Source organism: Leisingera sp. NJS201 (genome assembly GCF_004535885.1).
GTDB lineage: Bacteria > Pseudomonadota > Alphaproteobacteria > Rhodobacterales > Rhodobacteraceae > Leisingera.
The window spans coordinates 989,288-1,013,539 of record NZ_CP038234.1 but is presented as its reverse complement, the minus strand read 5'-3'; the positions used below and the strand labels follow the sequence as shown (position 1 = coordinate 1,013,539).

The 24,252-nt window shown below is 63.3% G+C and carries 20 protein-coding genes and 3 pseudogenes; 10 read left to right on the top strand and 13 right to left on the bottom strand.

All coding sequences use genetic code 11. From position 1 onward, the window contains the following. Positions 1-139: 139 nt before the first annotated feature. Complete coding sequence (locus tag ETW23_RS04895) at positions 140-622, top strand: DUF2244 domain-containing protein (RefSeq protein ID WP_129372939.1); 483 nt, start codon at positions 140-142, stop codon at positions 620-622. A gap of 94 nt (positions 623-716) precedes the next feature. On the opposite strand, the gene ETW23_RS04890 is transcribed toward ETW23_RS04895, so the two are convergent. Continuing rightward, positions 717-1,190: a GatB/YqeY domain-containing protein gene (locus ETW23_RS04890; RefSeq protein ID WP_129371674.1), complete on the bottom strand. Its 474-nt coding sequence runs from the start codon at positions 1,188-1,190 to the stop codon at positions 717-719. A gap of 179 nt (positions 1,191-1,369) precedes the next feature. Here ETW23_RS04890 and carA point away from each other — a divergent pair, with 179 nt between their 5' ends. Then, on the top strand, positions 1,370-2,530 hold the full coding sequence (carA, locus tag ETW23_RS04885) for a glutamine-hydrolyzing carbamoyl-phosphate synthase small subunit (RefSeq protein WP_134829305.1): 1,161 nt from the start codon (positions 1,370-1,372) through the stop codon (positions 2,528-2,530). Positions 2,531-2,639: 109 nt separating this feature from the next. Next, positions 2,640-4,574 (top strand): glycosyltransferase, encoded by a 1,935-nt coding sequence (locus ETW23_RS04880; protein WP_134829304.1) that lies wholly within the window; start codon positions 2,640-2,642, stop codon positions 4,572-4,574. On the opposite strand, the gene ETW23_RS04875 is transcribed toward ETW23_RS04880, so the two are convergent. Next, a complete protein-coding gene (locus ETW23_RS04875; protein WP_027259808.1) occupies positions 4,534-5,178 on the bottom strand; it encodes a GntR family transcriptional regulator in 645 nt (214 codons plus the stop codon). The two genes, ETW23_RS04880 and ETW23_RS04875, sit on opposite strands and share 41 nt — an antisense overlap. Positions 5,179-5,320: 142 nt before the next feature. Here ETW23_RS04875 and ETW23_RS04870 point away from each other — a divergent pair. From ETW23_RS04870 to ETW23_RS04855, 4 genes and pseudogenes are all read left to right on the top strand, one after another. After that, a pseudogene (locus ETW23_RS04870) lies at positions 5,321-5,964 on the top strand (pyrimidine 5'-nucleotidase). A 163-nt stretch (positions 5,965-6,127) separates the two neighbouring features. Beyond that, on the top strand, positions 6,128-6,376 hold the full coding sequence (locus ETW23_RS04865) for a hypothetical protein (RefSeq protein ID WP_129371678.1): 249 nt from the start codon (positions 6,128-6,130) through the stop codon (positions 6,374-6,376). Between the two features lie 79 nt (positions 6,377-6,455). Continuing rightward, positions 6,456-7,652, top strand: a complete 1,197-nt coding sequence (locus ETW23_RS04860; RefSeq protein WP_134829303.1) for a UbiH/UbiF family hydroxylase — start codon at positions 6,456-6,458, stop codon at positions 7,650-7,652. A gap of 15 nt (positions 7,653-7,667) precedes the next feature. Beyond that, positions 7,668-8,372: a M50 family metallopeptidase gene (locus ETW23_RS04855; protein WP_134829302.1), complete on the top strand. Its 705-nt coding sequence runs from the start codon at positions 7,668-7,670 to the stop codon at positions 8,370-8,372. Here ETW23_RS04855 and ETW23_RS04850 read toward each other — a convergent pair. The 3 genes from ETW23_RS04850 to ETW23_RS04840 all read right to left on the bottom strand — a co-directional run bounded on the left by ETW23_RS04850 (position 8,369) and on the right by ETW23_RS04840 (position 10,593). Beyond that, positions 8,369-9,493 carry an aminotransferase class V-fold PLP-dependent enzyme gene (locus ETW23_RS04850; protein ID WP_134829301.1) on the bottom strand — a complete coding sequence of 375 codons (1,125 nt, stop codon included), beginning with the start codon at positions 9,491-9,493 and terminating at the stop codon, positions 8,369-8,371. The genes ETW23_RS04855 and ETW23_RS04850 overlap by 4 nt on opposite strands. 189 nt (positions 9,494-9,682) lie before the next feature. Next, entirely contained in the window at positions 9,683-10,141 is a 459-nt protein-coding gene (locus tag ETW23_RS04845) for an Lrp/AsnC family transcriptional regulator (protein ID WP_129371682.1), read from the bottom strand. Continuing rightward, on the bottom strand, positions 10,138-10,593 hold the full coding sequence (locus tag ETW23_RS04840) for an Lrp/AsnC family transcriptional regulator (protein WP_129371683.1): 456 nt from the start codon (positions 10,591-10,593) through the stop codon (positions 10,138-10,140). The genes ETW23_RS04845 and ETW23_RS04840 overlap by 4 nt, the downstream gene beginning before the upstream one ends. 132 nt (positions 10,594-10,725) lie before the next feature. On the opposite strand from ETW23_RS04840, the gene ilvC reads away from it, so the two are divergent. The 3 genes and pseudogenes from ilvC (at position 10,726) to ETW23_RS04825 (ending at position 13,745) form a co-directional block, all read left to right on the top strand. Beyond that, positions 10,726-11,748 (top strand): ketol-acid reductoisomerase, encoded by a 1,023-nt coding sequence (ilvC, locus tag ETW23_RS04835; RefSeq protein WP_024090926.1) that lies wholly within the window; start codon positions 10,726-10,728, stop codon positions 11,746-11,748. A gap of 90 nt (positions 11,749-11,838) precedes the next feature. Next, positions 11,839-12,746: pseudogene (locus tag ETW23_RS04830) on the top strand (DMT family transporter). Positions 12,747-12,839: 93 nt separating this feature from the next. Then, positions 12,840-13,745 (top strand): DMT family transporter, encoded by a 906-nt coding sequence (locus ETW23_RS04825; protein ID WP_134829300.1) that lies wholly within the window; start codon positions 12,840-12,842, stop codon positions 13,743-13,745. Positions 13,746-13,760: 15 nt separating this feature from the next. Here the strand turns inward: ETW23_RS04825 and glmM are convergent, their stop codons facing one another. The 8 genes and pseudogenes from glmM to gltS form a co-directional block, all read right to left on the bottom strand. Beyond that, entirely contained in the window at positions 13,761-15,107 is a 1,347-nt protein-coding gene (glmM, locus tag ETW23_RS04820) for a phosphoglucosamine mutase (protein WP_134829299.1), read from the bottom strand. Between the two features lie 22 nt (positions 15,108-15,129). Beyond that, the gene (gene folP, locus ETW23_RS04815; RefSeq protein ID WP_134829298.1) at positions 15,130-16,125 is read right to left on the bottom strand and encodes a dihydropteroate synthase; all 996 of its coding nucleotides are present in this window, start codon (positions 16,123-16,125) and stop codon (positions 15,130-15,132) included. After that, the gene (locus ETW23_RS04810) at positions 16,122-17,042 is read right to left on the bottom strand and encodes a dihydroneopterin aldolase (protein ID WP_129371688.1); all 921 of its coding nucleotides are present in this window, start codon (positions 17,040-17,042) and stop codon (positions 16,122-16,124) included. Before ETW23_RS04810 ends, folP begins: the two co-directional genes overlap by 4 nt. A gap of 130 nt (positions 17,043-17,172) precedes the next feature. Continuing rightward, on the bottom strand, positions 17,173-17,826 hold the full coding sequence (locus ETW23_RS04805) for a cell wall hydrolase (protein WP_237455669.1): 654 nt from the start codon (positions 17,824-17,826) through the stop codon (positions 17,173-17,175). Between the two features lie 171 nt (positions 17,827-17,997). Next, positions 17,998-20,615: pseudogene (locus tag ETW23_RS04800) on the bottom strand (putative PEP-binding protein). 135 nt (positions 20,616-20,750) lie between these two features. Further along, positions 20,751-20,903, bottom strand: a complete 153-nt coding sequence (locus tag ETW23_RS26705) for a DALR anticodon-binding domain-containing protein (RefSeq protein ID WP_368075873.1) — start codon at positions 20,901-20,903, stop codon at positions 20,751-20,753. Continuing rightward, positions 20,866-23,004 (bottom strand): glycine--tRNA ligase subunit beta, encoded by a 2,139-nt coding sequence (gene glyS, locus ETW23_RS04795; protein WP_368075872.1) that lies wholly within the window; start codon positions 23,002-23,004, stop codon positions 20,866-20,868. Before glyS ends, ETW23_RS26705 begins: the two co-directional genes overlap by 38 nt. Before the next feature lie 9 nt (positions 23,005-23,013). Then, entirely contained in the window at positions 23,014-24,222 is a 1,209-nt protein-coding gene (gltS, locus tag ETW23_RS04790; RefSeq protein ID WP_134829297.1) for a sodium/glutamate symporter, read from the bottom strand. Between the last annotated feature and the right edge of the window lie 30 nt (positions 24,223-24,252).

Genomic DNA, 24,252 nt, shown 5'->3' with positions numbered 1-24,252 from the left:
ATCAAAAAAAAGGCCCCGGCGCAGATGCTCCGGGGCCTTTTTCATGCGCGCGCCCCGCGGTAATAACCCGCAGTGGAAATCCGGACTTTCCGGCACATCATTTATGAGGAACCCACTTTGCGCAGCAGGCGTTGAACAGATGCCCTACAACTGGACCCGACCGCAGCAAGACGCCGAACGCGAGCTGCACCTTTGGCCGCATCAATCGCTGCCACCGCAGGGCTATGTGCGGTTCCTTGGCTTGACAGCGGCACTGATCTGCGTGCCGCTGATCCCTGTCCTGGGATCTTTCCTGCTGTGGGGGCTGCTGCCGTTCCTGCTGCTGGCCCTGTTCGGCATGAAATGGGCGCTGGACCGCAGCCGCCATGACCACCAGATCCTGGAGGTGCTGACCATCGGAAAAGAAGAGGCCCATCTGGAGCGGATCAATCCCGATGGCGGCCGTCAAAACTGGCGCTGCAACCGCTACTGGACCCGCGTCGAGATGCACGACCACGACGGCCCGGTGCCGCATTATGTCACCCTGCAGGGCGGCGGCCGCGAAGTGGAGATCGGCGCCTTCCTGTCTGAAGACGAACGGGTCGCGCTTTATGGCGACCTCAAGTCTGCTTTTTCGCATTGACCGGAAAAGCAAAAGGCCCGCAACGCGGACCTGCCCGTTTCATCTTTGCAAAAATACTCCCGCCGGAGGCAGCGCGCGCCAGCGCGCCTTTTTATCAGCAGTCGCCTTTGCTGCAAAGCTGGTCTTTGACCAGGGGCCCGGCTTTGCCGAAATCCATCTGGCCGGTGTATTTCGCCTTCAGCGCCCCCATCACCTTGCCCATGTCGCGAATCGATTCGGCGCCGGTTTCCGCCACCGCCGCAGTGATCGCCTCGCCGGCTTCCTCGTCGCTCAGCTGCTGCGGCAGGAATTCCTCGATGATGGCGATTTCGCCCAGTTCCCGCTCCGCAAGATCCAGCCGCCCGCCTTCTTCATAGGCGCGTGCGCTTTCGTTGCGCTGCTTGGTCATCTTTCCCAGGATGGCAAGGATTTCCCCTTCCCCGATACCGCCCTCTTCACCATCGGCGCGGGCGGCGATTTCCCGGTCCTTGATTGCCGCGTTGATCAGCCGCAGCGTACACAGCCGCTCCGCCGCCTTGTCTTTCATCGCTTGCTTCAAGGCCTGATTGACCTGTGTGCGCGTATCCATCGTAGTAAGCATCCCATGGTTGCCGGACACCGATGGTTATCCATTCTGCACCCGCTGTGCAAGTTTACTATAAATTTCCTATTCCTGACCCTGCGTCTGCCTGCCCGCCGCTGCAGGCTTGACCCGCTTGGGCGCTCCCCTTACAAGCCGATGAATTTCACCGCATGGAGACTCGCGCAATGGCCGCTTCCGCCCCGTCCAAGCCCACCGCATGCCTGGCGCTCGCCGATGGCACCGTCTTTTACGGCACCGGTTTCGGCGCCACCGGCGACACCGTGGCCGAGCTCTGCTTCAACACTGCAATGACCGGCTATCAGGAGATCATGACCGATCCTTCCTACGCCGGCCAGATCGTCACCTTCACATTCCCGCATATCGGCAACACAGGTGTGACGCCCGAGGATGACGAGACCGGTGATCCCGTCGCGGCCGGCATGGTGGTGAAGTGGGATCCGACCCTGGCTTCCAACTGGCGTGCCACCGAAGAGCTGAAATCCTGGCTGACCCGCACCGGCCGCATCGCAATTGGCGGCATCGACACCCGCCGCCTGACCCGCGCGATCCGCCAGCAGGGCGCGCCGCATGTGGCACTGGCACATGACCCCGACGGCAATTTCGATGTCGAAGCGCTGGTTGCCAAGGCGCGTGAATGGCCGGGTCTTGTCGGCCTCGATCTGGCCAAGGACGTGTCCTGCGCGCAAAGCTACCGCTGGGAGGAAATGCGCTGGGCCTGGCCGGACGGCTATGCCCGCCAGGAAGCGCCCGCGCATAAGGTTGTGGCCATCGACTATGGCGCCAAGCGCAACATCCTGCGCTGCCTGGCCAGCGCGGGATGCGACGTTACAGTGCTGCCCGCCACCGCCACCGCCGAGGAAGTACTGGCGCATAATCCCGACGGGGTGTTCCTGTCCAACGGCCCTGGCGACCCCGCCGCGACAGGTGAATATGCAGTGCCGATGATCAAGGACGTCCTGAAGACAGAATTGCCGGTTTTCGGCATCTGCCTGGGCCACCAGATGCTGGCACTGGCACTGGGTGCCAACACCATCAAGATGAACCACGGCCACCACGGCGCCAACCATCCGGTCAAGGAGCATTCCACCGGCAAGGTTGAGATCACCTCGATGAACCACGGCTTTGCGGTGGACGCGCAGACCCTGCCGGAAGGCGTGGAAGAAACCCATGTTTCGCTGTTTGACGGCTCCAACTGCGGTATCCGCATTTCCGGCCGCCCGGTCTATTCGGTGCAGCACCACCCCGAGGCCAGCCCCGGCCCGCAGGACAGCTTTTATCTGTTCGAACGCTTTGCCGAGGCCATGGCCGCACGCAAATCTGCGTAAAAAAGCTGTTAACCATGCTGCCGGACGGCATGGTTAACACTGCATTTACCAATTCTTAAACCCCCGCCGCCAGCCTGAAGCCCTCAGGTGTTTTTGTTACGGGGTGGCGATGGGTTTTGTGTCTCAACCGTTGCGGCAGTTCCGCCCGCCGCGGCCCGCCGGGGAGTATTCTCCGGGGCTGCCGCCGCCGGTAAATGGCCGCGGCATGATGAAGGCGCTGGTGCTGCGCCAGCACCAGAAGGCCGCCCTTGGGCGTGTGCTGGTGGCCGAGGGGCTGGCCAGTGAAGACCAGGTCCAGGACACGCTGGCCCGGCAATACCGGATGCAGCGCGCCGACCTCAGCGGCCAGGTTGTCAATCCCCGGCTGCTGGCCCGAAAACCCGCCCAGTTCTGGCTGCGCCACTCTGCGCTTCCGTGGATGCAATTCGGCCAAACCGTCACCGTTGCCATTGCCCACCCGGACCAATTCGAGATGCTGCGCGGCGAACTGCAGGACAGTTTTGGCTGCATCACGCCAGTGCTGGCCTGCGAAGCGCAGATCACCGCTTTGCTGACTGCGCATTTCAGCCCCGCCCTGGTGCGCCAGGCCTGCTGCAGCGTGGCTCCGCGGCAAAGCTGCCGCAGCCTGCAGCCTGCACGGGGCCGCGCACTGCTGACAGTCAGTGCCCTACCCGCGCTTTACCTAAGCTGGACCGCCCCTGCGGCGGTCTTCACCGCTCTCAGCCTGCTGGCGCTGCTGTCGGTGCTGCTGTTCACCATGCTGAAGCTTTGCGGGCTTGCAGCCTATTGGTCCGGCCGGACCCGCTGCCGGCCTCCGGCGCAGATGCCCCTGGCCTGTCAAACCGGCTTGGGCAACCGGCCCGTCATCTCGATCCTGGTGCCGCTTTACCAGGAGGCCGAGATCAGCCGTGCATTGCTTGCCCGCATCCGCAAGCTCAGCTACCCGCCGGCCCTGACCGATGTGATCCTGGTGCTGGAAGAACATGACGCCGTCACTCGGGCAGCCCTTGCAGGCACCCGCCTGCCGCCTTGGATCCGGGTGGTTGAGGTTCCGGCCTTTGGCGGGCTGACCACCAAGCCGCGGGCGCTGAACTATGCGCTGAACTTCTGCTGTGGCGACATCATCGGTGTTTGGGATGCCGAGGATGCGCCGCAGGCGGATCAGTTGGACCAGGTGGCGCAGGCCTTTGCCCGCGCCGACAGAAACACGGCCTGTTTTCAAGGTGTTCTTGACTACTACAACCCCGCCACCAATTGGATCTCCCGCTGCTTCACGCTGGAGTACGCCAGCTGGTTCCGCATCGTTCTGCACGGAATTTCCCGGCTTGGCTTGGTGGTGCCGCTGGGCGGCACGACAATGTTCATCCGCCGCAAGGTGCTGGAGGAACTGGGCGGCTGGGATGCCCATAACGTCACCGAGGATGCGGATCTGGGTGTCCGGCTCTACCGCGCCGGCTACCGCACCGGCATGCTGCCCAGCACCACTTTTGAGGAAGCCAACTGCCGTCCCTGGCCCTGGGTTAAGCAGCGCTCGCGCTGGCTGAAAGGGTTCATGGTGACCTATCTGGTGCATATGCGCCAGCCGCTGCGACTGCTGGGTGACCTTGGCTGGAAACGGTTCCTGGGTTTTCAGGCGTTCTTCCTGGGCACCATCGGGCAGTTCCTGTTTGCGCCGGTTTTGTGGTCGTTCTGGCTGATAGCGCTTGGCCTGCCGCACCCCAGCGCCGGGACGGCTTCGCCGCTGCTGCTGTCGCTGGCGGCCGCGGCGCTGGTGTTTTTCGAGTTACTGGGACTGGTCATCAGCGTCACCGCCGCCTTTGCCATGGGTCGGCCCAGGCTGGCGGCCTGGGCGCCGGCGATGATCCTCTACTATCCGATGGGCGCCATTGCTGTCACCAAAGCCGCGCATGAGCTGCTTGTCCGGCCGTTTTTCTGGGACAAGACGGCGCACGGCATCAAACCCGCATCCAAATGCCGCGGTGCATGGCTTGGGTTCTGGCGGTTTATCCCCGCCCGCTGGCGTCCTGCTTCAGCCGGGTCATGAAGGCGATCGAGATATGTTCCTTCAGCGCCTCGCCCGCCGCCGCCTCATCGCGGCGGCCGATCGCATCAACAATACCCTTGTGCTCTGACTGGGCAATCTCGCTGCGCCCTTCGGCGGCCAGAGATGTGGTCGCCATCAGCGCCATGGTCCGGTGCACCAGGTCCAGCTGCTGCACCAGATAGCGGTTGTGCGACGCCAAATGGATCTGTTCATGGAACCGGCGGTTGGCCTTGGACAGCGCCGACGGATCGCCGATCAGCTGATCATCGGCCTCGACCATTTCCTTCAGCACCTTGATCTCTTCTTCGGTGGCATGGCGCGCCGCCAGCTGTGCTGCCAGCCCTTCCAGCTCGCGCCGGACCACATACAGTTCGGCCATCTGATTGTGGTCAAGCGAGGCGACAATCAGCGACCGCCCGTCGCGCTCCAGCAGCGATTGCGTCTCCAGCCGCTGCAGCGCCTCGCGGATCGGAGTGCGCGAGACGCCAAAGCGTTCGGCTAGATCGCTCTCCACCAGCCGGTCGCCGGGCTTGTAAACGCCAACGTCGATCGCCTCGAGGATCAGCGCATAAGCATCTTTCTGGTTGCTGCGGCTCTGGCTCATGGGTCTTCCTGTCTTTTTCAGTTGGCCAATCTCTACAGCGCAAGGGGCAGCAATCAACCCTGATGGCGCTAAAGCGCTGAAAACCCGCAGTCAAAATGCGCTTTTGATTGCAATAGCGGCATCCGCCCCCTAATCCGGCACCATGCCCAAGCACTCCTTTTCCCATGTCACCCAATGGGTGTTCGACCTCGACAACACCCTGTATCCGCCGTCGGCACGGCTGTTTGACCAGATTGAGGTCAAGATGACGGCCTATGTGATGCAGGCCCTTGGCGTGGACAAGGCCAAGGCCGACCACCTGCGCAGCCACTACTGGCGCGAACACGGCACCACGTTGGCCGGGCTGATGCGCGAGCATGATCTGGACCCGGAACCCTATCTGGTTGCGGTGCATGACATCTCGATGGAGCCTCTTGAAAAGGACGCTGGCCTGGCGGCGAACATCCGCAATCTGCCTGGCCGGAAGTTCGTCTATACCAATGGCACTGCCCCTATGCCGAGCGGGTACTGGCCGCACGCGGGCTGTCGGGGCTGTTTGACGGCGTCTATGGCGTGGAACACGCGGACTACCACCCCAAGCCGGAGCGGCGCGCCTTTGACCGGGTCTTTGCCCGCGCCGGCGTAACCCCGGAACAAGCGGCAATGTTCGAGGATGACGCCCGCAACCTTGCCGCCCCGCATCAGATGGGAATGCGCACGGTGCATGTGGCGCCGGAACCGGTCAGGGCCGCGCACATTCATCATCATTCGGAAGATTTGACGGATTTTCTGGCTGCTCTGACATGAGTTCCCGTCTTTGCAGGCGGCGCATTCAGACGTCTTTTGCCGCCTTCAGGGATGTGTACAACTGCACACCGGCAAATCTTTGCAACTGCGGCAAAATATACCTGTTTGCCGCATGTTTTCCTCCCTATATGCGCCCCGAAACCGAATGCTTGGAGCCCGACCGATGAGCGCATATGCCCTTCCCGAACGCCTGACCCTGATCCAGCGCATGCTGTTTGCCGTGCCGCTGCTGGGACGGATGATCAAAGAGGTCGCTTACGGCCCGGATGAAAACCTCTATTACGCCATTGCAACGCTGGTCAGCCTTTGGGGCTGTTCGATCCTGCTGTTCGGCATTCCCGGCCTCTACATCCCGGCGGTCTGTATGGTACCGGTGGTGTTCACGCTGCTGATCTCCATCACCCGCGGCTAAGCGCCCTGTCTGCCGCTATCGGCTTGTCTTCCCCCGCTGTCCGGGCCTATTTCTGGCGGCAGAACGGAGGGCTGAGACGATGGCCAATACCTGCGATATCCTGATTTCCGGCGGCGGCATTGCGGGTCTGACCGCGGCCGCCGCTTTTGCCTCCAGCGGCTTCAGCGTGATTTGCGCCGATCCCGCCCCGCCGGTGACAGAGCGTGACGCCGAAGGCTCCGACCTGCGCACCACCGCGTTTCTGCAGCCCGCCCAGGCTCTGCTGGAGCGCTGCGGGATCTGGGCGCGGCTGGCGGACCACGCCGCGCCGTTGCAGGTCATGCGCATCGTCGATGCCGGCGGTGCGCGCCCCGAGCCGCGGGTGGTCAAGGATTTCAACGCCGCCGATATCTCCGGCCAGCCATTTGGCTGGAACCTGCCCAACTGGCTGTTGCGGCGCGAGATGATTGCCCGGCTGGCGGAACTGCCCAATGTGGATCTGCGGTTCGGCACCGCCACCACCGCCCTGTTCACCCGCACCGATGAGGCGCGCGTCACCCTCAGCGATGGCAGCCAGGTGACCGCCAAAATGGTGGTGGCTTGCGACGGCCGCAACTCGCCGATGCGCGAGGCGGCGGGCATTCCGGTCAAGACAACCCGCTACGGGCAAAAGGCGCTGGCCTTTGCCGTCACCCACCCGGTGCCGCATGAAAATGTCTCAACCGAGATCCACCGCTCCGGCGGGCCCTTCACCCTGGTACCGTTGCCCGACTACCAGGGCCAGCCGTCTTCAGCCATTGTCTGGATGGAGCGCGGCCCCAAGGCGCAGGAACTCTTGAACCTGGAACCCGCCGCCTTTGAGGCCGCGATGACGACACGCAGCTGCGGATTGTTCGGTGATCTGAAACTGGCCTCGCGCCGCACCATTTGGCCGATCATCAGCCAGTCGGCAGAGCGGCTGAATGGCGAACGGCTGGCGCTGATGGCCGAAGCCGCCCATGTGGTGCCGCCCATCGGCGCCCAAGGGCTGAACATGTCGCTGGGCGATCTGCGCAGCCTGCTGGAGCTGGCCGAGGCCCGCCCCGAAGGTCTGGGGGATGCGCAGATGCTGGCGGCCTACCACAAGGCCCGCCACAATGAGATCATGCTGCGGGTGAAAGGCATCGACCTGCTCAATCGCACATCGATGCTGGCGCCGCGCCCCTTGCGTGACCTGCGCGCCTTTGGCCTCAACGCGCTTTATTCGCTGGCGCCGGTGCGCAAGACGCTGATGCAGATGGGTCTGGGTGTTAAATGATGGGTGCCAAGTAACATGCGGGCTGCCGGACGTTTCCTCAAAGGCCACTGGCAGCTCCTCTGCCTGACCCTGGCAATCGCCACCCTTTGGCAAACCCCGGCGCTGCTGCCCTTGCGCATTCTGACCGTATTTCTGCACGAGCTGTCGCATGCAGCCGCCACCCTGCTCAGCGGCGGTGATGTGGTCAGCCTTACCATCGACCCGTATGAGGGTGGTATGGTTGTCTCGCGCGGCGGCAGCCGGTTTCTGGGGTTGTCCGCAGGCTACACCGGATCCCTGCTGATCGGCGCCGCCCTGTTTGTGATCGCCCTTCGCACCGACTGGGACCGCAAGGTTCTTGCCCTCTTCGGCGCCGTCACACTGGCGGTGGCAGTCTTCTACGTCCGGGATCTGTTTGCGCTTGGCTTCACCCTTGCCACCGGCGCACTGATGCTGGCGGCTTCGCGCTACCTCAGCCTCAACATCAACGACATGATCCTGCGGTTGATCGGGGTCAGCAGCATGATCTACGCGCCGCTCGACATCTGGGACGACACGATTGCGCGTTCTTACCTGCGCTCCGACGCGCGGATGATGGCCGAGGAATTCGGCGGCGCAACCATGCTGTGGGGTGGAATATGGCTGGCAATCAGCCTTGGCGTGATCTGCCTCACCCTGCGCCATGGGCTGGGCCGCACAAGCAATATTCCCTTGCGCAGCCCAATCCGGTTTCTTCGTTAAAGCACCTGATCCACGACCGATTGCAGCCGCGCAATGGTGGCATCCACATCATAGAGCTTGTCGAGGCCGAACAGCCCCAGCCGGAAGGTGCGGAAATCCGAAGGCTCATCGCACTGCAACGGCACGCCCGCCGCAATCTGGGTGCCCAGCGCCAGAAACTTCTTACCGTTCTGCACATCCGGGTCGCTGGTATAGCTCACCACCACGCCCGGCGCGCCAAAGCCATCTGCGGCAACCGAGGTGATGCCCTTGTCCTTCAGCAGCGCCCGCACGCCATTGCCCAGCGCCCATTGCGCGTCGCGCAGGCGGTCGAACCCGTATTCCTTGGTCTCCAGCATGGTATCGCGGAACGCCTTCAGCGCGTCCGTAGGCATGGTGGCATGATAGGCGTGGCCGCCGTCCTCATAGGCCTTCATGATGGTGCGCCACTGTTTCAGGTTCAGGGCAAAGCTGTCCGAAGCGGTCTCTTCCAGTCGCGCCAGCGCGCGTTCCGAGAACATCACCAGCCCGGCAGAGGGCGAGGCGCTCCAGCCCTTCTGCGGCGCGGAGATCAACACGTCCACACCGGTTGCCTTCATGTCGACCCAAGCACAGCCCGAGGCAATGCAATCGAGCACCACCAGCGCGCCAACTTCATGCGCAGCGGCCGCCATGGCGGTCACATAGTCATCGGGCAGGATCACACCCGCGGCGGTTTCCACATGCGGGGCAAAGACGATATCCGGTTTCTGCTCCCTGATTGCAGCCACCACATCCGCAATCGGTGCAGGCTCAAACGGCGAGGCGCTCTCATTGCCGGTGCGGCGCGCCTTCATCACGGTCGAGGACGCAGTAAAGCCGCCGGCCTCGAATATCTGGCTCCAGCGGTAGGAGAACCAGCCATTGCGCACCACCAGCGCGTTTGCACCGCGGGCAAACTGGCGCGCCACGGCTTCCATCGCATAGGTGCCGCCGCCCGGCACCAGCGCCACGGCATCGGCGTTATAGACCTCTTTCAGCATCCCGTTGATGTCCAGCATCACCTGCTGGAAGGTCTTGGACATGTGATTGAGCGAGCGGTCGGTGAAAACCACTGAAAATTCATCCAGACCCTGCGGGTCCACGGTATCGAGCAGTGCCATCTGGGCCTCCCTAGTATTCCTAATGAAACGGCTAGCCGGTGCCGATGGATTTGGCAAAGCCTACCTTGGCATACAGCGCGGGCCGTTCTCCGGAGGGGGATACTGACGGCAGCTTGGCAAAAAGACAGCTCAGTCACGACAAAAACCACCCGGATTTGCGCCAAGCCGGTTTCCCATTGGAAACAAGTGTCAGCCCAGCGGCCCCGGCCTGCGCTCCTCACTCAGCAGCACGTTGGCCTCGACATTGCCCACTCCCGGCAGGGTCATCACCCGGCGGCGCAGCACGCGTTCGAAATCCGAGATGTCCCGCGCTGTCACCCGCAGGCGGTAGTCATACATGCCCAGCACATGCTCCACAGTCTGCACTTCGGGAATGGCGGAAACCGCGCGTTCGAAATCCTCCAGGCTGACCCGGCCCTTGGTGGCCAGTTTGACGCCCAGAAAAACGGTGACGCCGAACCCCAGCTTCTCCTTGTCGAGATCCAGCTTGCGGCCCGCGATGATCCCCGCCTCCTGCAGCCGCTTGATCCGCCGCCAGGTGGCAGGCTGGCTGAGGCCCAGCTGCCGCCCCAGCGCGCCTGCCGACAGGGTCGCATCCTCAGACAGCGCCCGCAGAATGGCAAAATCCAGATCATCCAGCGCGCTCATACCGGCAGCACCTCATCCGACTTGATCCGCGCCACATGCATCAGCGCCTCGATATCGGTGATGTGCGGCAGGTTCAGAATGGCGGCCCGGTAGATCTGCTGGTAATGCGGCATGTCGCGCGCAATCACCGAAAGCCGCACATCGACCTGGCCAAGGAAGGTCTGGATCTCGATCACCTCAGCAATGCCGCGGGCGGATTCAATGAATTCATCAAAGGCGCGCGGATTGGTCTTGTCCAGCGTCACCCGCAGCGACACCTCGACCTCATACCCCAGGGCGCGCCAGTCGATCACCGCACGCTGGCCCAGGATCACGCGTGCCTCACGAAGCTTCTCCAGCCGCCGCGACAGGCGCGAGGCCGTGAGGCCCAGCCGTTCGGCCAGATCCGGAATCGATTGCTCCGGGTCGCTTTGCATATAGCGCAGAATGCGCCGGTCGAGGTCATCAAGCATGATTTCTTCATTATCAGGGAAAACAGCGAATGACTACTGCAAAGAAAATGCGAAATTCATGCACAACAGCAATCGCGTTCGCCGCCCACATGCCTATGATGCCCTCAAACACCAATGGAAAGGACGTGGATCATGCGCGTTTATTACGACCGCGATTGCGATGTGAACCTGATCAAAGACAAGAAAGTGGCCATCTTGGGCTATGGCTCCCAGGGCCACGCCCACGCGCTGAACCTGCGCGACAGCGGCGCCAAGAACCTTGTCGTTGCGCTGCGCGAAGGCTCCCCCTCGGCCAAGAAAGCCGAAGGCGAAGGCCTGAAAGTCATGGGCATTGCAGAAGCGGCCGCCTGGTGTGACGTGATCATGTTCACCATGCCCGACGAACTGCAGGCTGAGACCTACAAGAAATACGTCCACGACAACATCCGTCCGGGCGCAGCCATTGCCTTCGCCCACGGCCTGAACGTGCATTTTGGCCTGATTGAGCCGAAAGAAGGCGTCGACGTCATCATGATGGCGCCCAAAGGCCCTGGTCACACCGTGCGCGGCGAATACACCAAAGGCGGCGGCGTGCCCTGCCTGGTCGCGGTTCACAACGACGCCACCGGCAAAGCGCTGGAAACCGGCCTGTCCTACTGCTCCGCCATTGGCGGCGGCCGTTCGGGCATCATCGAGACCAACTTCCGCGAAGAATGCGAAACCGACCTGTTCGGCGAGCAGGCAGTTCTGTGCGGCGGCCTGGTTGAGCTGATCCGCTGCGGTTTCGAGACCCTGGTTGAAGCCGGTTACGCGCCGGAAATGGCCTATTTCGAGTGCCTGCACGAAGTGAAGCTGATCGTCGACCTGATCTATGAAGGCGGCATCGCCAACATGGACTACTCGATCTCCAACACCGCCGAGTACGGCCAGTACGTCACCGGCCCGCGCATCCTGAAGTACGACGAAACCAAAGCCCGCATGAAAGAAGTGCTGAACGACATTCAGCAGGGCAAGTTCGTCCGCGACTTCATGCTGGAAAACGCGGTTGGCCAGCCGACCATCAAAGCGTCCCGCCGCGCCAACGACGAGCACGCGATCGAGGCAACCGGCGCCAAGCTGCGCGGCATGATGCCCTGGATCTCGGCCGGCAAGATGGTCGACAAAGAGAAGAACTAAGGCGCCTGCGGACATTTCCGCTGACTTTACCTCTGCAGGGCGCTCCACTTTGGGGCGCCCTTTTTTGCTCCGAGACATTGAGACATTTCCATGCCAGACTCTCCCGGCGCCGCCAATTGGGCCAAACTTCTGTTCCTCGGAGTGATCTGGGGTGCTTCCTTCATGGCGGTGTCGCTGGCGCTGCGGGGCTTTCCGCCAATGACCATCGCCGCGCTGCGGATTTCCATTGGCGCGTTTTGCCTTCTCGGTGTGATCACCGCCATGGGGATCGGATTGCCCACCCTGCGCAACCGCGAGGACCGGATCATTTGGGCCTGCGCCATTGGCATGGGGTTTTTCACCAACGCCCTGCCGTTCACCCTGCTCAGCTGGGGCAGACTTATGTGGCCAGCGGCTTTGCCGGGGTCTGTATGGCCGTGGTGCCGCTGTTTGTGCTGCCGCTGGCGCATGTGCTGGTGCCGGGTGAGCATATGACCCTGCGCCGCACCCTCAGCTTCCTGATCGGCTTTGCCGGCGTCGTGGTGCTGATCGGTCTCGACGCCTTCCGCTCTGCCGGAACCGATTTTGAATCGCTGGCCCGCCTCGCCTGTCTTGGTGCGTCGCTGTGTTATGCCATCGGATCCATCATCACCCGGCTTTGCCCGCAAGTGAACATGCTGTCGCTCTCTGCCGCGGCGCTGCTGTGCGGTGCTGCGATGATGATCCCGGCAGCCCTCTGGGCCGAAGGCGTGCCGGAACTGCCCGCCGCCCTGCCGCTGGGCGCCGTCATCTACCTCGGCCTGCTGCCCACGGCGCTGGCGCAGGTGCTGCTGGTCCAGGTCGCCCGCAGCGCAGGTCCTGCGTTCCTGTCGACCGTGAACTATCAGGTGCCGGTCTGGTCGGTGATCTTTGGCGCAGCACTGCTGGGGGAGACCCTGCCGCCGCAGCTGTTTGCAGCTTTGGCTTTGATCCTCGGCGGGCTGCTCCTCAGCCGCAACCGCCGCCCGCGCGCGGTCTAGGGGCAAAAACACTTCGATCGATAACAAAGCAATTACCATTGACCCCGTCCGCCCGGCGGGGTCTTTTCGCCCCGTGAACCGCAGGAGAAACCCATGCCCGGCATCGCACCGCGCTACTGGCTGATGATTGCCACACTTGGCTTGGTCTGGGGGGCCACCTTTCTGCTGATCAAGCTGGCACTGGAAGGCATCACACCGTTCTGGCTGGCCGCCGGGCGGATCGGATTTGCTGCCCTTTTGCTCGGCGCAATCTGGGGCTGGCGCGGGTTCAAGCTGTTCCGGGGCGAGGCCAACTGGCCCTCTATCATCATCATCGGCATCCTTAGCACCGCCCTGCCTTTCATGTTGATCTCCTGGGGCCAGCAGCATGTCTCCTCGGGCTTTACCGGCGTCAGCATGGCGGCGATCCCGCTGATGGTGCTGCCGCTGGCGCATTTCTTTGTGCCAGGAGAGCAGATGACCCTGCGCCGCCTGATTGGTTTTACAATCGGTTTTGCCGGTGTGGCACTGCTGATCGGCGGCAAGGCGTTTGAGACCAGCGGCGCCGCGCTGGAGCCCTATGGCCGGGCCGCCTGCCTGTCGGCAGCAGCCTGTTACTCGGTCAGCTCGATCCTGACCCGGCGCCTGCCGCCGGCGGACCCGTTGGGGCTGGCGGCAATCTTCCTGGTGATCGGCTGCTTCATCATCTTCCCTGTGGCCTGGCTCACCGAAGGCCCGCCAGCGATGCCGGACACAAAGACACTGGCGATTGCCGCCATCCTCGGCCTGATCCCCACTGCTGCTGCCAACCTGCTGCGGGTCATCGTGGTCCGGGAAGCGGGACCAACTTTCATGACCTTGACCAACTATCAGGTGCCGGTTTGGGCCGTGGTGCTGGGTGCTGTCTTCCTGGGCGAGGACCTGCCGCCCTCGATGCTGCTGGCAATGGGGATGATCCTGGGCGGTCTCGGCCTCAGCCAGTTCGGCAAACTAAGCCGTCTGTTCACCAAAGGCGGCTAAGCGCCCCCAGCCAAGTTACTCTGCGACGGCGGCCTCTACCGCAGCCACCACGCTGTCAACTGCCAGCGCCATCAGCCCCGCGTCCTCGCATTCCGCCATTACCCGCACCAGAGGTTCGGTTCCGGACTTGCGGATCAAAAGACGCCCCTGACCGGTCAGTGCTTTCTCGGCAGCGGCAATCGCCTCCTGCACGCGCTCATTTTCCAATGGCGCCTGGCCGGACTGAAAGCGCACGTTGCGCAGCCGCTGCGGCACGGTCTGGAACTGATGCGCCAGCTCAGACGCCAATTTGCCGGTCTGTACCATCTCAGCCAGGAAATGCAGCCCCGCCATCAGACCGTCGCCGGTGGTGGCGTAATCGCTCATCACGATATGGCCCGACTGCTCACCGCCCAGGTTAAAGCCGCCCTCGCGCATCCGCTCCACCACATAGCGGTCGCCGACGGCAGTGCGCTCCAGTCCCAGCCCCTTGCTTTCCAGGTGCCGTTCCAGCCCGAGGTTCGACATCACCGTCGCGACCAGCGCGCCGCCTGCCAGCTGGCCCTGCTCCGCCCAGCGGGTGGCCAGCAAGGCCATCAGCTGATCGCCATCGGCCACGGTGCCGGTTTCGTCAATCACAATCACCCGGTCAGCATCGCCATCCAGGCAAATACCGGCATGGGCACCATGTGCCACAACTGCCTCAGCGGCGGTCTGCGGCTGGGTCGAGCCGCAGCCGCGATTGATGTTCAAACCATCCGGCGAGACGCCAACCGGAATGACCTCGGCGCCCAGCTCCCACAGGACCTCGGGCGCCGCCCGGTGGGCCGCACCATTGGCGCAGTCGATCACCACCTTCAGCCCGTTCAGGCCAAGATTGCGCGGCAGCGAGCTTTTGACCCGCTCACCGTAACGGAAGCGGGCATCGTCAATCCGCTTGGCACGGCCGATATTGGCGGCCTGCGCGGCTTCGACCCCCGCATCGATGAGGGCTTCGATCTCCATCTCGGCGCTGTCCGACAATTTGAAACCGTCGGGGCCGAAGAATTTGATGCCGTTATCCTCGGAAGGGTTGTGGCTGGCCGAGATCATCACCCCCAGGTCGGCCCGCATCGACCGCGTCATCAGCCCCACTGCGGGCGTCGGCACCGGACCCAGCAACAGCACGTTCATGCCTGTGGAGGTCAGGCCCGCCGTCAGCGCGTTCTCGAACATGTAGCCGGACAGCCGGGTGTCCTTGCCGATCACCACCCGGTGCACACCAGTGCCATCACGCCGGAAGTAACGCCCGACGGCGGCGCCGATGCGCAGCGCCATCTCGGCGGTCATGGGATGGGTATTGGCAGTGCCGCGCACGCCATCAGTGCCAAAGAGTTTACGCATTATGCTTTTCCTGCCAAAAGCCTCAGCGGACGGCCTGCCAAAGTCGCAGTGCCTGAACCGTTTCAGCAACGTCATGCACCCGCAGGAATTGCACGCCTTGCCCCAGGGCCGCAAGCCCCACGGCGATTGAGCCGGGAGCACGGGCATCCGCGCGCGGCTCCTTGCCGATTTTACCGATGAAACCTTTGCGGGACACGCCCAGCAAAATAGGGCAGCCAAGCCCGTGGAACAGGCTGAGATTGCGCAACAGCGTCAGGTTATGCGCCTGCGTCTTGCCAAAGCCGATGCCGGGATCAATCACGATCTGTTCGCGGACCACGCCAATGGCTTCCAGCCGGTCGATCTGATCGCTCAGGAAGTCATAAACGTCCAGCAGCACATTGGCGTAATGCGGGTCCTGTTGCATGGTGGCCGGATCGCCCTGCGCATGCATGATACAGACCGGCACGCTGGCCTGGGCCGCCAACGGTGCCAGCGCCGGATCGAACGTAAAGCCTGAGACGTCGTTCAGCAGGTTGGCCCCCGCCTCCATCGCTTCCATGCCCACGGTGGCCTTACGGGTATCAATGGAGACCGGCACCGGGCTGGCCGCCCGGATTGCGGCGATTACCGGCGCGGTGCGGTCTATTTCCGCAGCCTCGGAAACCTCTTCGGCGCCCGGGCGGGTGGATTCGCCGCCCACGTCGATGATCGCGGCGCCCTCCTCCACCATCCGCAAGGCAGCCGCCTTGCCGGCCTCGACACCGGAATGCCGGCCGCCGTCCGAAAAACTGTCCGGAGTCGCATTGAGAATGCCCATGATCTGCGGCTGGGTCATATCCAGCCCGGCGATCGACGCACGCCGCGCGCTTAAGCGGCGGCGCTCCTTCTCAGGCACCAGCCCCGCCGGTGCAATCCGCGGCGGTGCGTCGCGGCTCAGGATTTCAACCTCGGTAAACCACAGGGCACTGCCTGCCAGCGGGACCGCACCTTCGGGGCGCGCCTCGCCATGCTGAACCAATGGCCGGTAATATATCACAGTTGTGTTTGCTCCACGCTGACGGCCCGCAAGGGGACACCGGGATTATCAGGCAAATCCCCGCCAAGCACAATCATTTCACCCGCCTCAAAGGTCGCAGCAAACCAGGCCGCCAGCGCAACCGAGTTCGACGGCGGCGCCGAGGGGCCTTCCACCGCGTCCAGCACGATCTTGGACGGCGCCCAGACGCAAATCTGGCCGTTCTTCATCGCCCAGTCCAGCTCGGTCCGGGTCGAGACCACCACGCAACGGTCATCCTTGGCGGCAAGACGCCAGGCATTCTGTTCGATTGCCAGCAGATCGATCCGGCGCTGTGTCCATTTGTGGCCGGTGGTGGGAACCTCCAGCAGGTGGGCGCCAACGCACAGGATCAGCGGCCGCTGGCGGCATTCCATCTGGTCGATCCAGGCAGTCAGGTTACCGCTGTTGATTGCTTCGTTAGACAGATACATCAGCCGCGGATGCGGGCGCTCTTCCTCGTCCACCGGATGGGTGATCTGATCCTTGGAGCGCACCACCTCGACGCCCAGCGCCCCGGGTCCGCGGTCCAGTTTCTCGATCCGCACAAAGGCGCGCACGGCCTGATGCTCCAGCAGGATCCGCTCGGCCACGCGTTCGGCCAGGGTTTCCAGCAGGTTCAGCCGTTCGGCCGCCAGCTCATGCGCGATTGCCTCGGATACTTTGTCATAAGACAGGATCCGGTCGACATCATCGTCCAGGTCCTTCGGCAGCGGCGAGATTTCCACCACCACATTGAAACAGATCCGCTGGGTGGTGCCGCGCTCGGCCTGAAACGCGCCGATCTCCACCTCGACAGTGTGATCCCGCAAGGATATGCGGTCCAGCGGTCCGGGCGCAGCAGTGGCCACGGAACGCTCGGACGGGTGCGCAAAGGCAAGGCGGATTTCAGAGGGCATGGGAAAACGGGCCTTTGGCTGGCAGTGTCAGGTGATGGGACCCAACAATAGTATTTCAGCGCCGTCATAACAGGCCCGCAAACGCCACGCCAGTGGCTGAAAGCGGCACTGGCGTGCCGCCTTCAGGCGGTCAGTTGCTCAGCGCCGTCCGGTAACGTTCGTCCCGGTAGAACAGATGCACACCAATGCGCGTGGTGTTTGTAAAGGTGCGGCTCCAGCGCGGCCGGACCGCGGTGGTATGATAGTAGGTCGCACCGCCGGTCAGCTCTGACTTCAGCCCGTTCAGCGCGGCGCGTGCCACCTTGGCCACCCGCTGATACGCCTTCTTTTCGTTGATCACTTCCTTGTGGCCATCGCAGGTGTAGGTGAACTGGCACTGGTACTTGCGCCCGGTTCCCTGCTTGATCACACCGCAAAGCGAATTCGGGAATTGCGCGCTCTTGACCCGGTTCAGGATCACTTCGGCGACTGCGAACTGGCCTTTTACGGTTTCGCCGCGGGCCTCGAAATACAGCGCTTCGGCCAGACAGGCGAATTGCTCGCCGCCGGCAGCTTTCGGCTGGGCATCCAGCCACGCCTTGCTGTATTCGATCTGCGGCCGTGCCTTGCGGCTCTTGAACGCGTTGTTGCGGATCCCGAAAAATCCGCTGAACTTCCGCGCAGGAACTGCACTCAAACTGGCCTGTTCACGCTCGATCAGCGTACCCAGACCGGTTTCGGCAGCAACACTCTTACCCATCGCGATGGTGGCAGCCATCACGGCAATCATAGTCAACAATTTCATTCAGGGTTCCCCCGTCCTAGCAGCTTGTGCCCGGTTCCCCCGGCACATGCGGTCGCATCCCTTAAGGTAAAAGACCCGAAACGTCCAGCGTTCGGGCAGCAACCGCACTCACGAGGAACACAAGCCCACCGCCGGTGTTACATCGGCGGCTGCTGGATGGCCCAATTTTTCTTAATATTTTGTGTATGTTGGCGCTGTCTGCCCGGTTTTTCCGGAAATTGCCAGCTGGGCTGCGGCCAAACGCGCAACCGGTACCCGGAACGGGGAACATGAAACGTAATCAAAGCCCGCGTCACGGCAAAAGGCAATCGATTCGGGGTTTCCACCGTGCTCGCCGCAGATTGAAAGAGTGATCTCCCCGTTTTCCGCCCGGCCGCGCTGAACCCCCAGTTTCAGCAGCTCTCCCACCCCGTCGGTGTCCAGCACATGGAACGGATCCTCGGGAAATACCCCCTGGTTCACGTAGTCCGACATGAACCGCCCGGCATCGTCGCGCGACAGCCCATAGGTCATCTGGGTGAGGTCATTGGTGCCAAAGCTGAGGAACGCGGTATGCGGTGAAATCTCGCCCGCCCTGAGCGCCGCGCGCGGTGTTTCCACCATGACGCCCAGCCGGTAGGTAAAGTCCTCGCCGCGCTCTGCCTTGACCGCCGCGGCCACCGCATCGATGCGGGCCTTGACCAGCTCCACCTCGCGCTTGGCCGAGACCAGCGGGATCATGATCTCTGGCACCACAGGCTCGCCTTCTTCCGAGGCTTCCAATGTGGCTTCAAAAATCGCCCGCGCCTGCATGTCGTAGATTTCCGGCACCGTGACCCCCAGCCGCACACCGCGCAGGCCCAGCATGGGGTTGTATTCGCCCATTTCCTCAACCCGGCGGGTGACATCGCTGACCGGGATGCCCAGTGCTTCGGACAATTCCCGCTGGCCGGATTTGGTGGCAGGCAGGAATTCATGCAACGGCGGGTCGAACAGGCGGATGCAGACCGGCATCCCCTCCATGATCCGGAACAGTTCTCGGAAGTCGTCACGCTGCATCGGCAGCAGCCGCTCCAGCACCGCAGCCCGCCCCGACGGTGTCTCGGCAAAAATCATCTCCCGCATCACCGTCAGGCGGCCGGGTTCAAAGAACATGTGTTCCGTGCGGCAGAGCCCGATGCCCTGCGCATTGAATTTCCTTGCTGTTTCAGCATCTTCCGGCGTATCAGCATTGGCGCGAATGCCAATATCGCGGGCCTCGTCGGCCCAGGCCAGCAAGGTTTGCAGCGCCCCGTCCTGGGCCGCCTCCAGCATCGCCGGCTGGCCCGCCAGCACATGGCCGCTGCTGCCGTCGATCGTGATGATGTCGCCAGCCCGGAACACCCGGCCATCCGCCGCCTCCAGCATCTTGCGCTTGCTGTGGAACTTCATGTTCAGGGCGCCGACAATACACGGCAGCCCCAGCCCGCGGCCGATCACCGCAGCGTGGCTGGTCATGCCGCCCTTTTCGGTCAGCACCCCGGCAGCGGCATGCATCCCGCGCACATCTTCAGGAGAGGTTTCCCGGCGCACCAGAATGCAGGGCTCCCCGCGGGACGCGCTGGCCTGCGCCCCGGCGGCGGTAAAGACCAGCTTGCCCGTGGCAGCCCCCGGACTGGCGGCGATGCCGCTGCCAATCACATCCCGTTCCGCATCCGGCGCCACCTGGCGGTGCAGCATCTCGTTCAGGATATGCGCATCCACTCTCAACAGCGCCTCTTCCCGCGGGATAATGCCGTCTTCGGCCAGCGCCACAGCAATCCGCACCGCAGCCTGCGCCGAGCGCGCCACCCGCACCCCGTCCAGGATATGCACACGCCCGTTTTCAATGACAAACTCCAGCTGCATTTCCTCACGCAGCTTCTCACGCATCAGCGCGGCATGGGATTGAATGTCCGCAAAAGCCTCCGGCGCCAGCTCCTCCAGCGACAGTCCGCGCGTGTCCCTGGCCAGATACAGCGCCTTGGCCCCTGCCCCAACGCATCGCGCCCCTGGCTTTGGCTCAGGTAGCGTCCGGTCAGCCTGGGGCTGCCGGTGGTCGAATTCACCAGCTGCAGCACGCCGGAGCCGCATTCGCCCTGGCCGACACCGGGGATCATTTCCTGCACCACCAGCCCCAGGCCTGCATCAGCAGGTGCGCCCTTGGCCTGGCGCAACAGCCGCGCCGAGGTGCCTTCCCAGGCACGCGCCATCGACCGCAGCACCGCCGCCAGCTGTTCGCCTGGATCCTGCGGGAAAGGCTCATCCGTTTCCGCCTCGTAAGCGTGCAGGATCTCGCTCAGCGCGTCCGGGCCGCCATCCTCGACATCGTCGAACACATCCGGGTCCAGCCGCGCCACATGCACTGCGTAAGATTGCACAAAGCGCAGGAACAAAGCCGCGGCAGCCTCGCGGCCCAGACTGTCGCAAAGGTCCACATAACGCGCGTCGTTCATGCCGATGTTCAGGATCGCGCCCGGTCCGCCCCAATCCGGATCCTCGGAAGACGGGCGAACGCACAGCAGCGCCTCCGGGTCGAATTCGCTCAGCACCGCTGTCAGGTCCGGCATTTGGCCTTCGGCAATGGAATGCACCGCGTCAAAAGACAGCGCCACTGTGCGCGGCACCGGCAGGTCCAGCCGCTCCAGCCGCTGCAGGCATTTCGCCCGCCCGCCATGGGTGGTTGCGGCAATCGGTGCGGTCGCGGTGATAAGGGAAGCCGGCGGGATCTGTTCGAAATCTTTCTGCACTGCAGCACGTCTCCTTTGCAAGTCACCATAAGGACAAGACATGATCGCGCAAGGGGCTTGTAACCGCCCTCCGGCAACTGAGCGCGGTTCTGCAAAAGAAAACCGGCCTTCCCTTGCGGCAAGGCCGGTGCCTCCGGCGGGAGTATTTTTGGAAAGGTGAAAGAGCGGGCGGCTCTCTCAGCCTTCGATCTTGGTGAGGTCCGCAACCTGGCCGCAGACCTGGCGGATCTGGCTGAGGAGGTTCAGGCGGTTGCGGCGGACCACTTCGCTGTCCGCATTCACCTGCACTGCCTCAAAGAACGCATCGATCGGCGCGCGCAGGGCGGCCATGCCCGCATGGCAGCCGCGAAATCTTCGGCCTCGATGGCCGGAGAGATCGCCCCCCGCCCGCCTCCAGCGCATCGAACAGCGCCTTTTCGGTGTCGTCCTCGGCAAACTTGCGGTCGGCGCCATAGGAGTATTCGACGCCGTCCTTTTCCTCCGCCTGGGACAGGATGTTGTTGGCGCGTTTGAAGCCCTGCAGCAGGTTGGTGCCGTCCTCGGTCTTCATGAAGTCTTCGAGCGCGCGGGCGCGTTTCACCAGCAGGGTCAGGTCGTCGTTGCCGTCCATCGCGATGCAGGCGTCGATCACATCGTGGCGGATGCCCTGATCGCGTAGGAAGACCTTGAGGCGGTCGTGGAAGAAGGAGAGGAGGTCAATCGAAGTATCTGGCACTGAGGCGGCAGCCTTCTTCAAAAGAAGCACCTGGCTTTCTTCCTCTCCGCGAGTTTGGTCAAAGTAGGCACGTACCTCACGGATTGTGGCTCCGTACACACCGTGTTCGGCTATCTCCTCAAGCAAATCCTGCAGCCCAGTAATTTCTTGATCGCCGATGCCACCGCTTTCACAGTTTTTTTCCTGACGCAACAACCCAAGATCAGAGAACCGCTCAAGAGAAATCCGAACATCATTCTCCAGCACCAGCCGGATCACCCCCAGCGCGGCGCGGCGCAGGGCGAAGGGGTCTTTCGACCCGGTGGGCTTTTCATCAATCGCCCAGAAGCCGGTCAGCGTGTCCAGCTTGTCGGCCAGTGCCACCGCAACCGACACCGGTTCAGACGGCACATCATCGCCCGGCCCCAACGGCGAATAATGCTGCTCGCAGGCGTTCGCCACTTCCTGAGGCAGACCCGCGGCCTGGGCATAGTAGCGGCCCATCAGGCCCTGCAGTTCCGGAAATTCATAGACCATTTCGGAACTGAGGTCGGCCTTGGCGACCCGCGCCGCCTGCTCTGCCAGACCGGCATCGGCGCCGACCACCGGTGCGATCTCGCGGGCCAGCGCGGCGATGCGGTCAATCCGCGCCGCCTGGGTGCCCAGTTTGTTGTGAAAGGTCACATTGCCGAGGTTTTCGACCCAAGCGCTCATGCCCGCCTCGGACTTGGCGGTGCGCAGATCGTTCTCCCAGAAGAACTTGGCATCGGCCAGCCGCGCCGACAGCACCTTTTGGTTGCCCGCCAGAATGGTGGCGCCATTGTCCGCCGTCTCGCGGTTGGCAACGGTGATGAATTTCTCGATCCGCCCGGTCTTGGGGTTTTTGACCGAGAAGAACTTCTGGTGCTCCTTCATGGACGTCTGCAGCACCTCCGCCGGCAGCTCCAGGAATTCGGCGTCGATGGCGCCCATCAGCACCACCGGGCATTCCACCAGTCCGGCGACCTCGGCCAAGAGGCCCTTGTCTTCGACCACCTCCAGGCCGCTGGCAAAGGCCTGATTGGTGGCCTCCTGCCAGATCGCCTCGGCCCGTTCGCGGGGGTCCAGCACCACATGGGCGCGCTTCAGCTTGGCGGCATAGTCGTCAAAGCCGGTGACGGTGATCTGGTCCGGCGCCATGAAGCGGTGGCCGCGGGTGGTGTTGCCGGATTTAATACCGTCGATGTCCAGATCCACCACGGTCGCGCCTGCCTCATCCGACAGGATGCAGAGGATCGAATGCAAGGGGCGCACCCAACGCAAGGACCCTGCGCCCCAGCGCATGGATTTGGGCCAGGGGAAGGTGCGGATGGTGGTTTCCAGCACTTCGGCAATGATCTCCGCCGCCGGGCGGCCGGGCTTTTCGATCAGGGCGAAGTAGACCGCGCCCTTGGGGGTTTCGCGCTCTTCCAGCTGATCACGGGTCAGGCCTGCACCGCGCAGGAAGCCCTCGATTGCCTTGTCCGGCGCGCCGACCTTGGGGCCTTTGCGTTCTTCGCGGATGGTGGGGCTTTCCGCCAAAAGACCGTCAACCGCCAGTGTCAGGCGGCGCGGTGTCGACAGCGCTGCGGCACCGGAATAGGTGAGACCCGCCTCGACCAAGCCATCGGTCACGCGTTTCTTCAGGTCCTCAGCCGCACGCGCCTGCATGCGGGCCGGGATTTCTTCGGAAAAGAGTTCAATCAGCAGATCGGGCATCGGGGGTCCTCAGAAATTCACAATCGCCTGGATGACGATGGCATTGGCGATATCAACAAAGAAGGCGGATACAAGGGGGAGCACAACAAAGGCAATAGGCGACGGCCCGTAGCGTTTGGTCACAGCGGTCATATTGGCGATGGCAGTGGGGGTGGCGCCCAGGGCAAAGCCGCCGAACCCGGCGGCCAGCACCGCAGCCCGGTAGCCGCGTCCCAGCAGCGGAAACAGAACAAACAGCACAAAGGCCACGGTGAACAGCGTCTGTGCCAGCATGATGACGGCAATGGCCAATCCCAGCCCCGCGATGGTCCACAGCTGCAGGGCCATCAGCGACAGGGCCAGAAAGGCGCCCAACGAGAACTCCGAGATCAGAGCAAGCGCCGGGGTGCGGGCCACGGGGTCCGCAGCGGGCGCAATCAGGCTGCGCAGGTTCGCCAGCAGAATGCCCGCGATCAGGCAGGGCACAAACAGCGGCAGCTTCACCCCCGCGGCGTCCAGGCTGATCGAGGCGGCATATCCCAGGATTATGGCAAGGTTCAGGTACAGCATCACCCGCATCAGATCGAGGTGGCCGACGCTTGCTGTCTCTGCCTCGTCATGCCCAAGGCCGACTGTCTGTTCCTCCTCCGGGCGCGCAGGCGTCAGCCCATGGCGGTTGATCAGGTGGCGGGCAACCGGCCCGCCTACCAGTGCTGCCAGCACCAGCCCAAGGGTGGCCACCGCCACGCCCAATTCGGTAGCCCCGTCCAGCCCTGCCGCGGCGGCCACATCGGGCGCCCAGGCAATGGCCGTTCCGTGCCCGCCGATGAGTGCGGCCGAGCCGAACAGAACGCCTGCCTTAACCGGATATCCGAATAGCACGGCCCCGGTCGCGCCGATCACGTTCTGGGCCAGAATGGCCAGCAGGGTCAGCACCAGCAGGATAACGAGCGGCCTGCCACCGGCGACCAGGTCGGAAAGCCGCGCGTTAAGGCCGATACCGGCAAAGAATAGCACCAAAAGGTAGTCGCGGCTTTGCATTTCGAACTCGATTTGCAGACCGGTCAGGCTGTAGACCAGCAGCACCGCAACCGAGGCCGCCAGCCCGCCGGTCACCGGTTCCGGGATGTTGAACCGGCGCAGCGCTGCAACCTTGGCATTCAGGCGTGCGCCCAGCAGAAAGACCGCAAACCCCAGCGTTACTGAGATGAAGTCAGGTATGGTGATATGGGTTTCCATGTCCCGCGCGGGATTTACCTCTGAACGTTC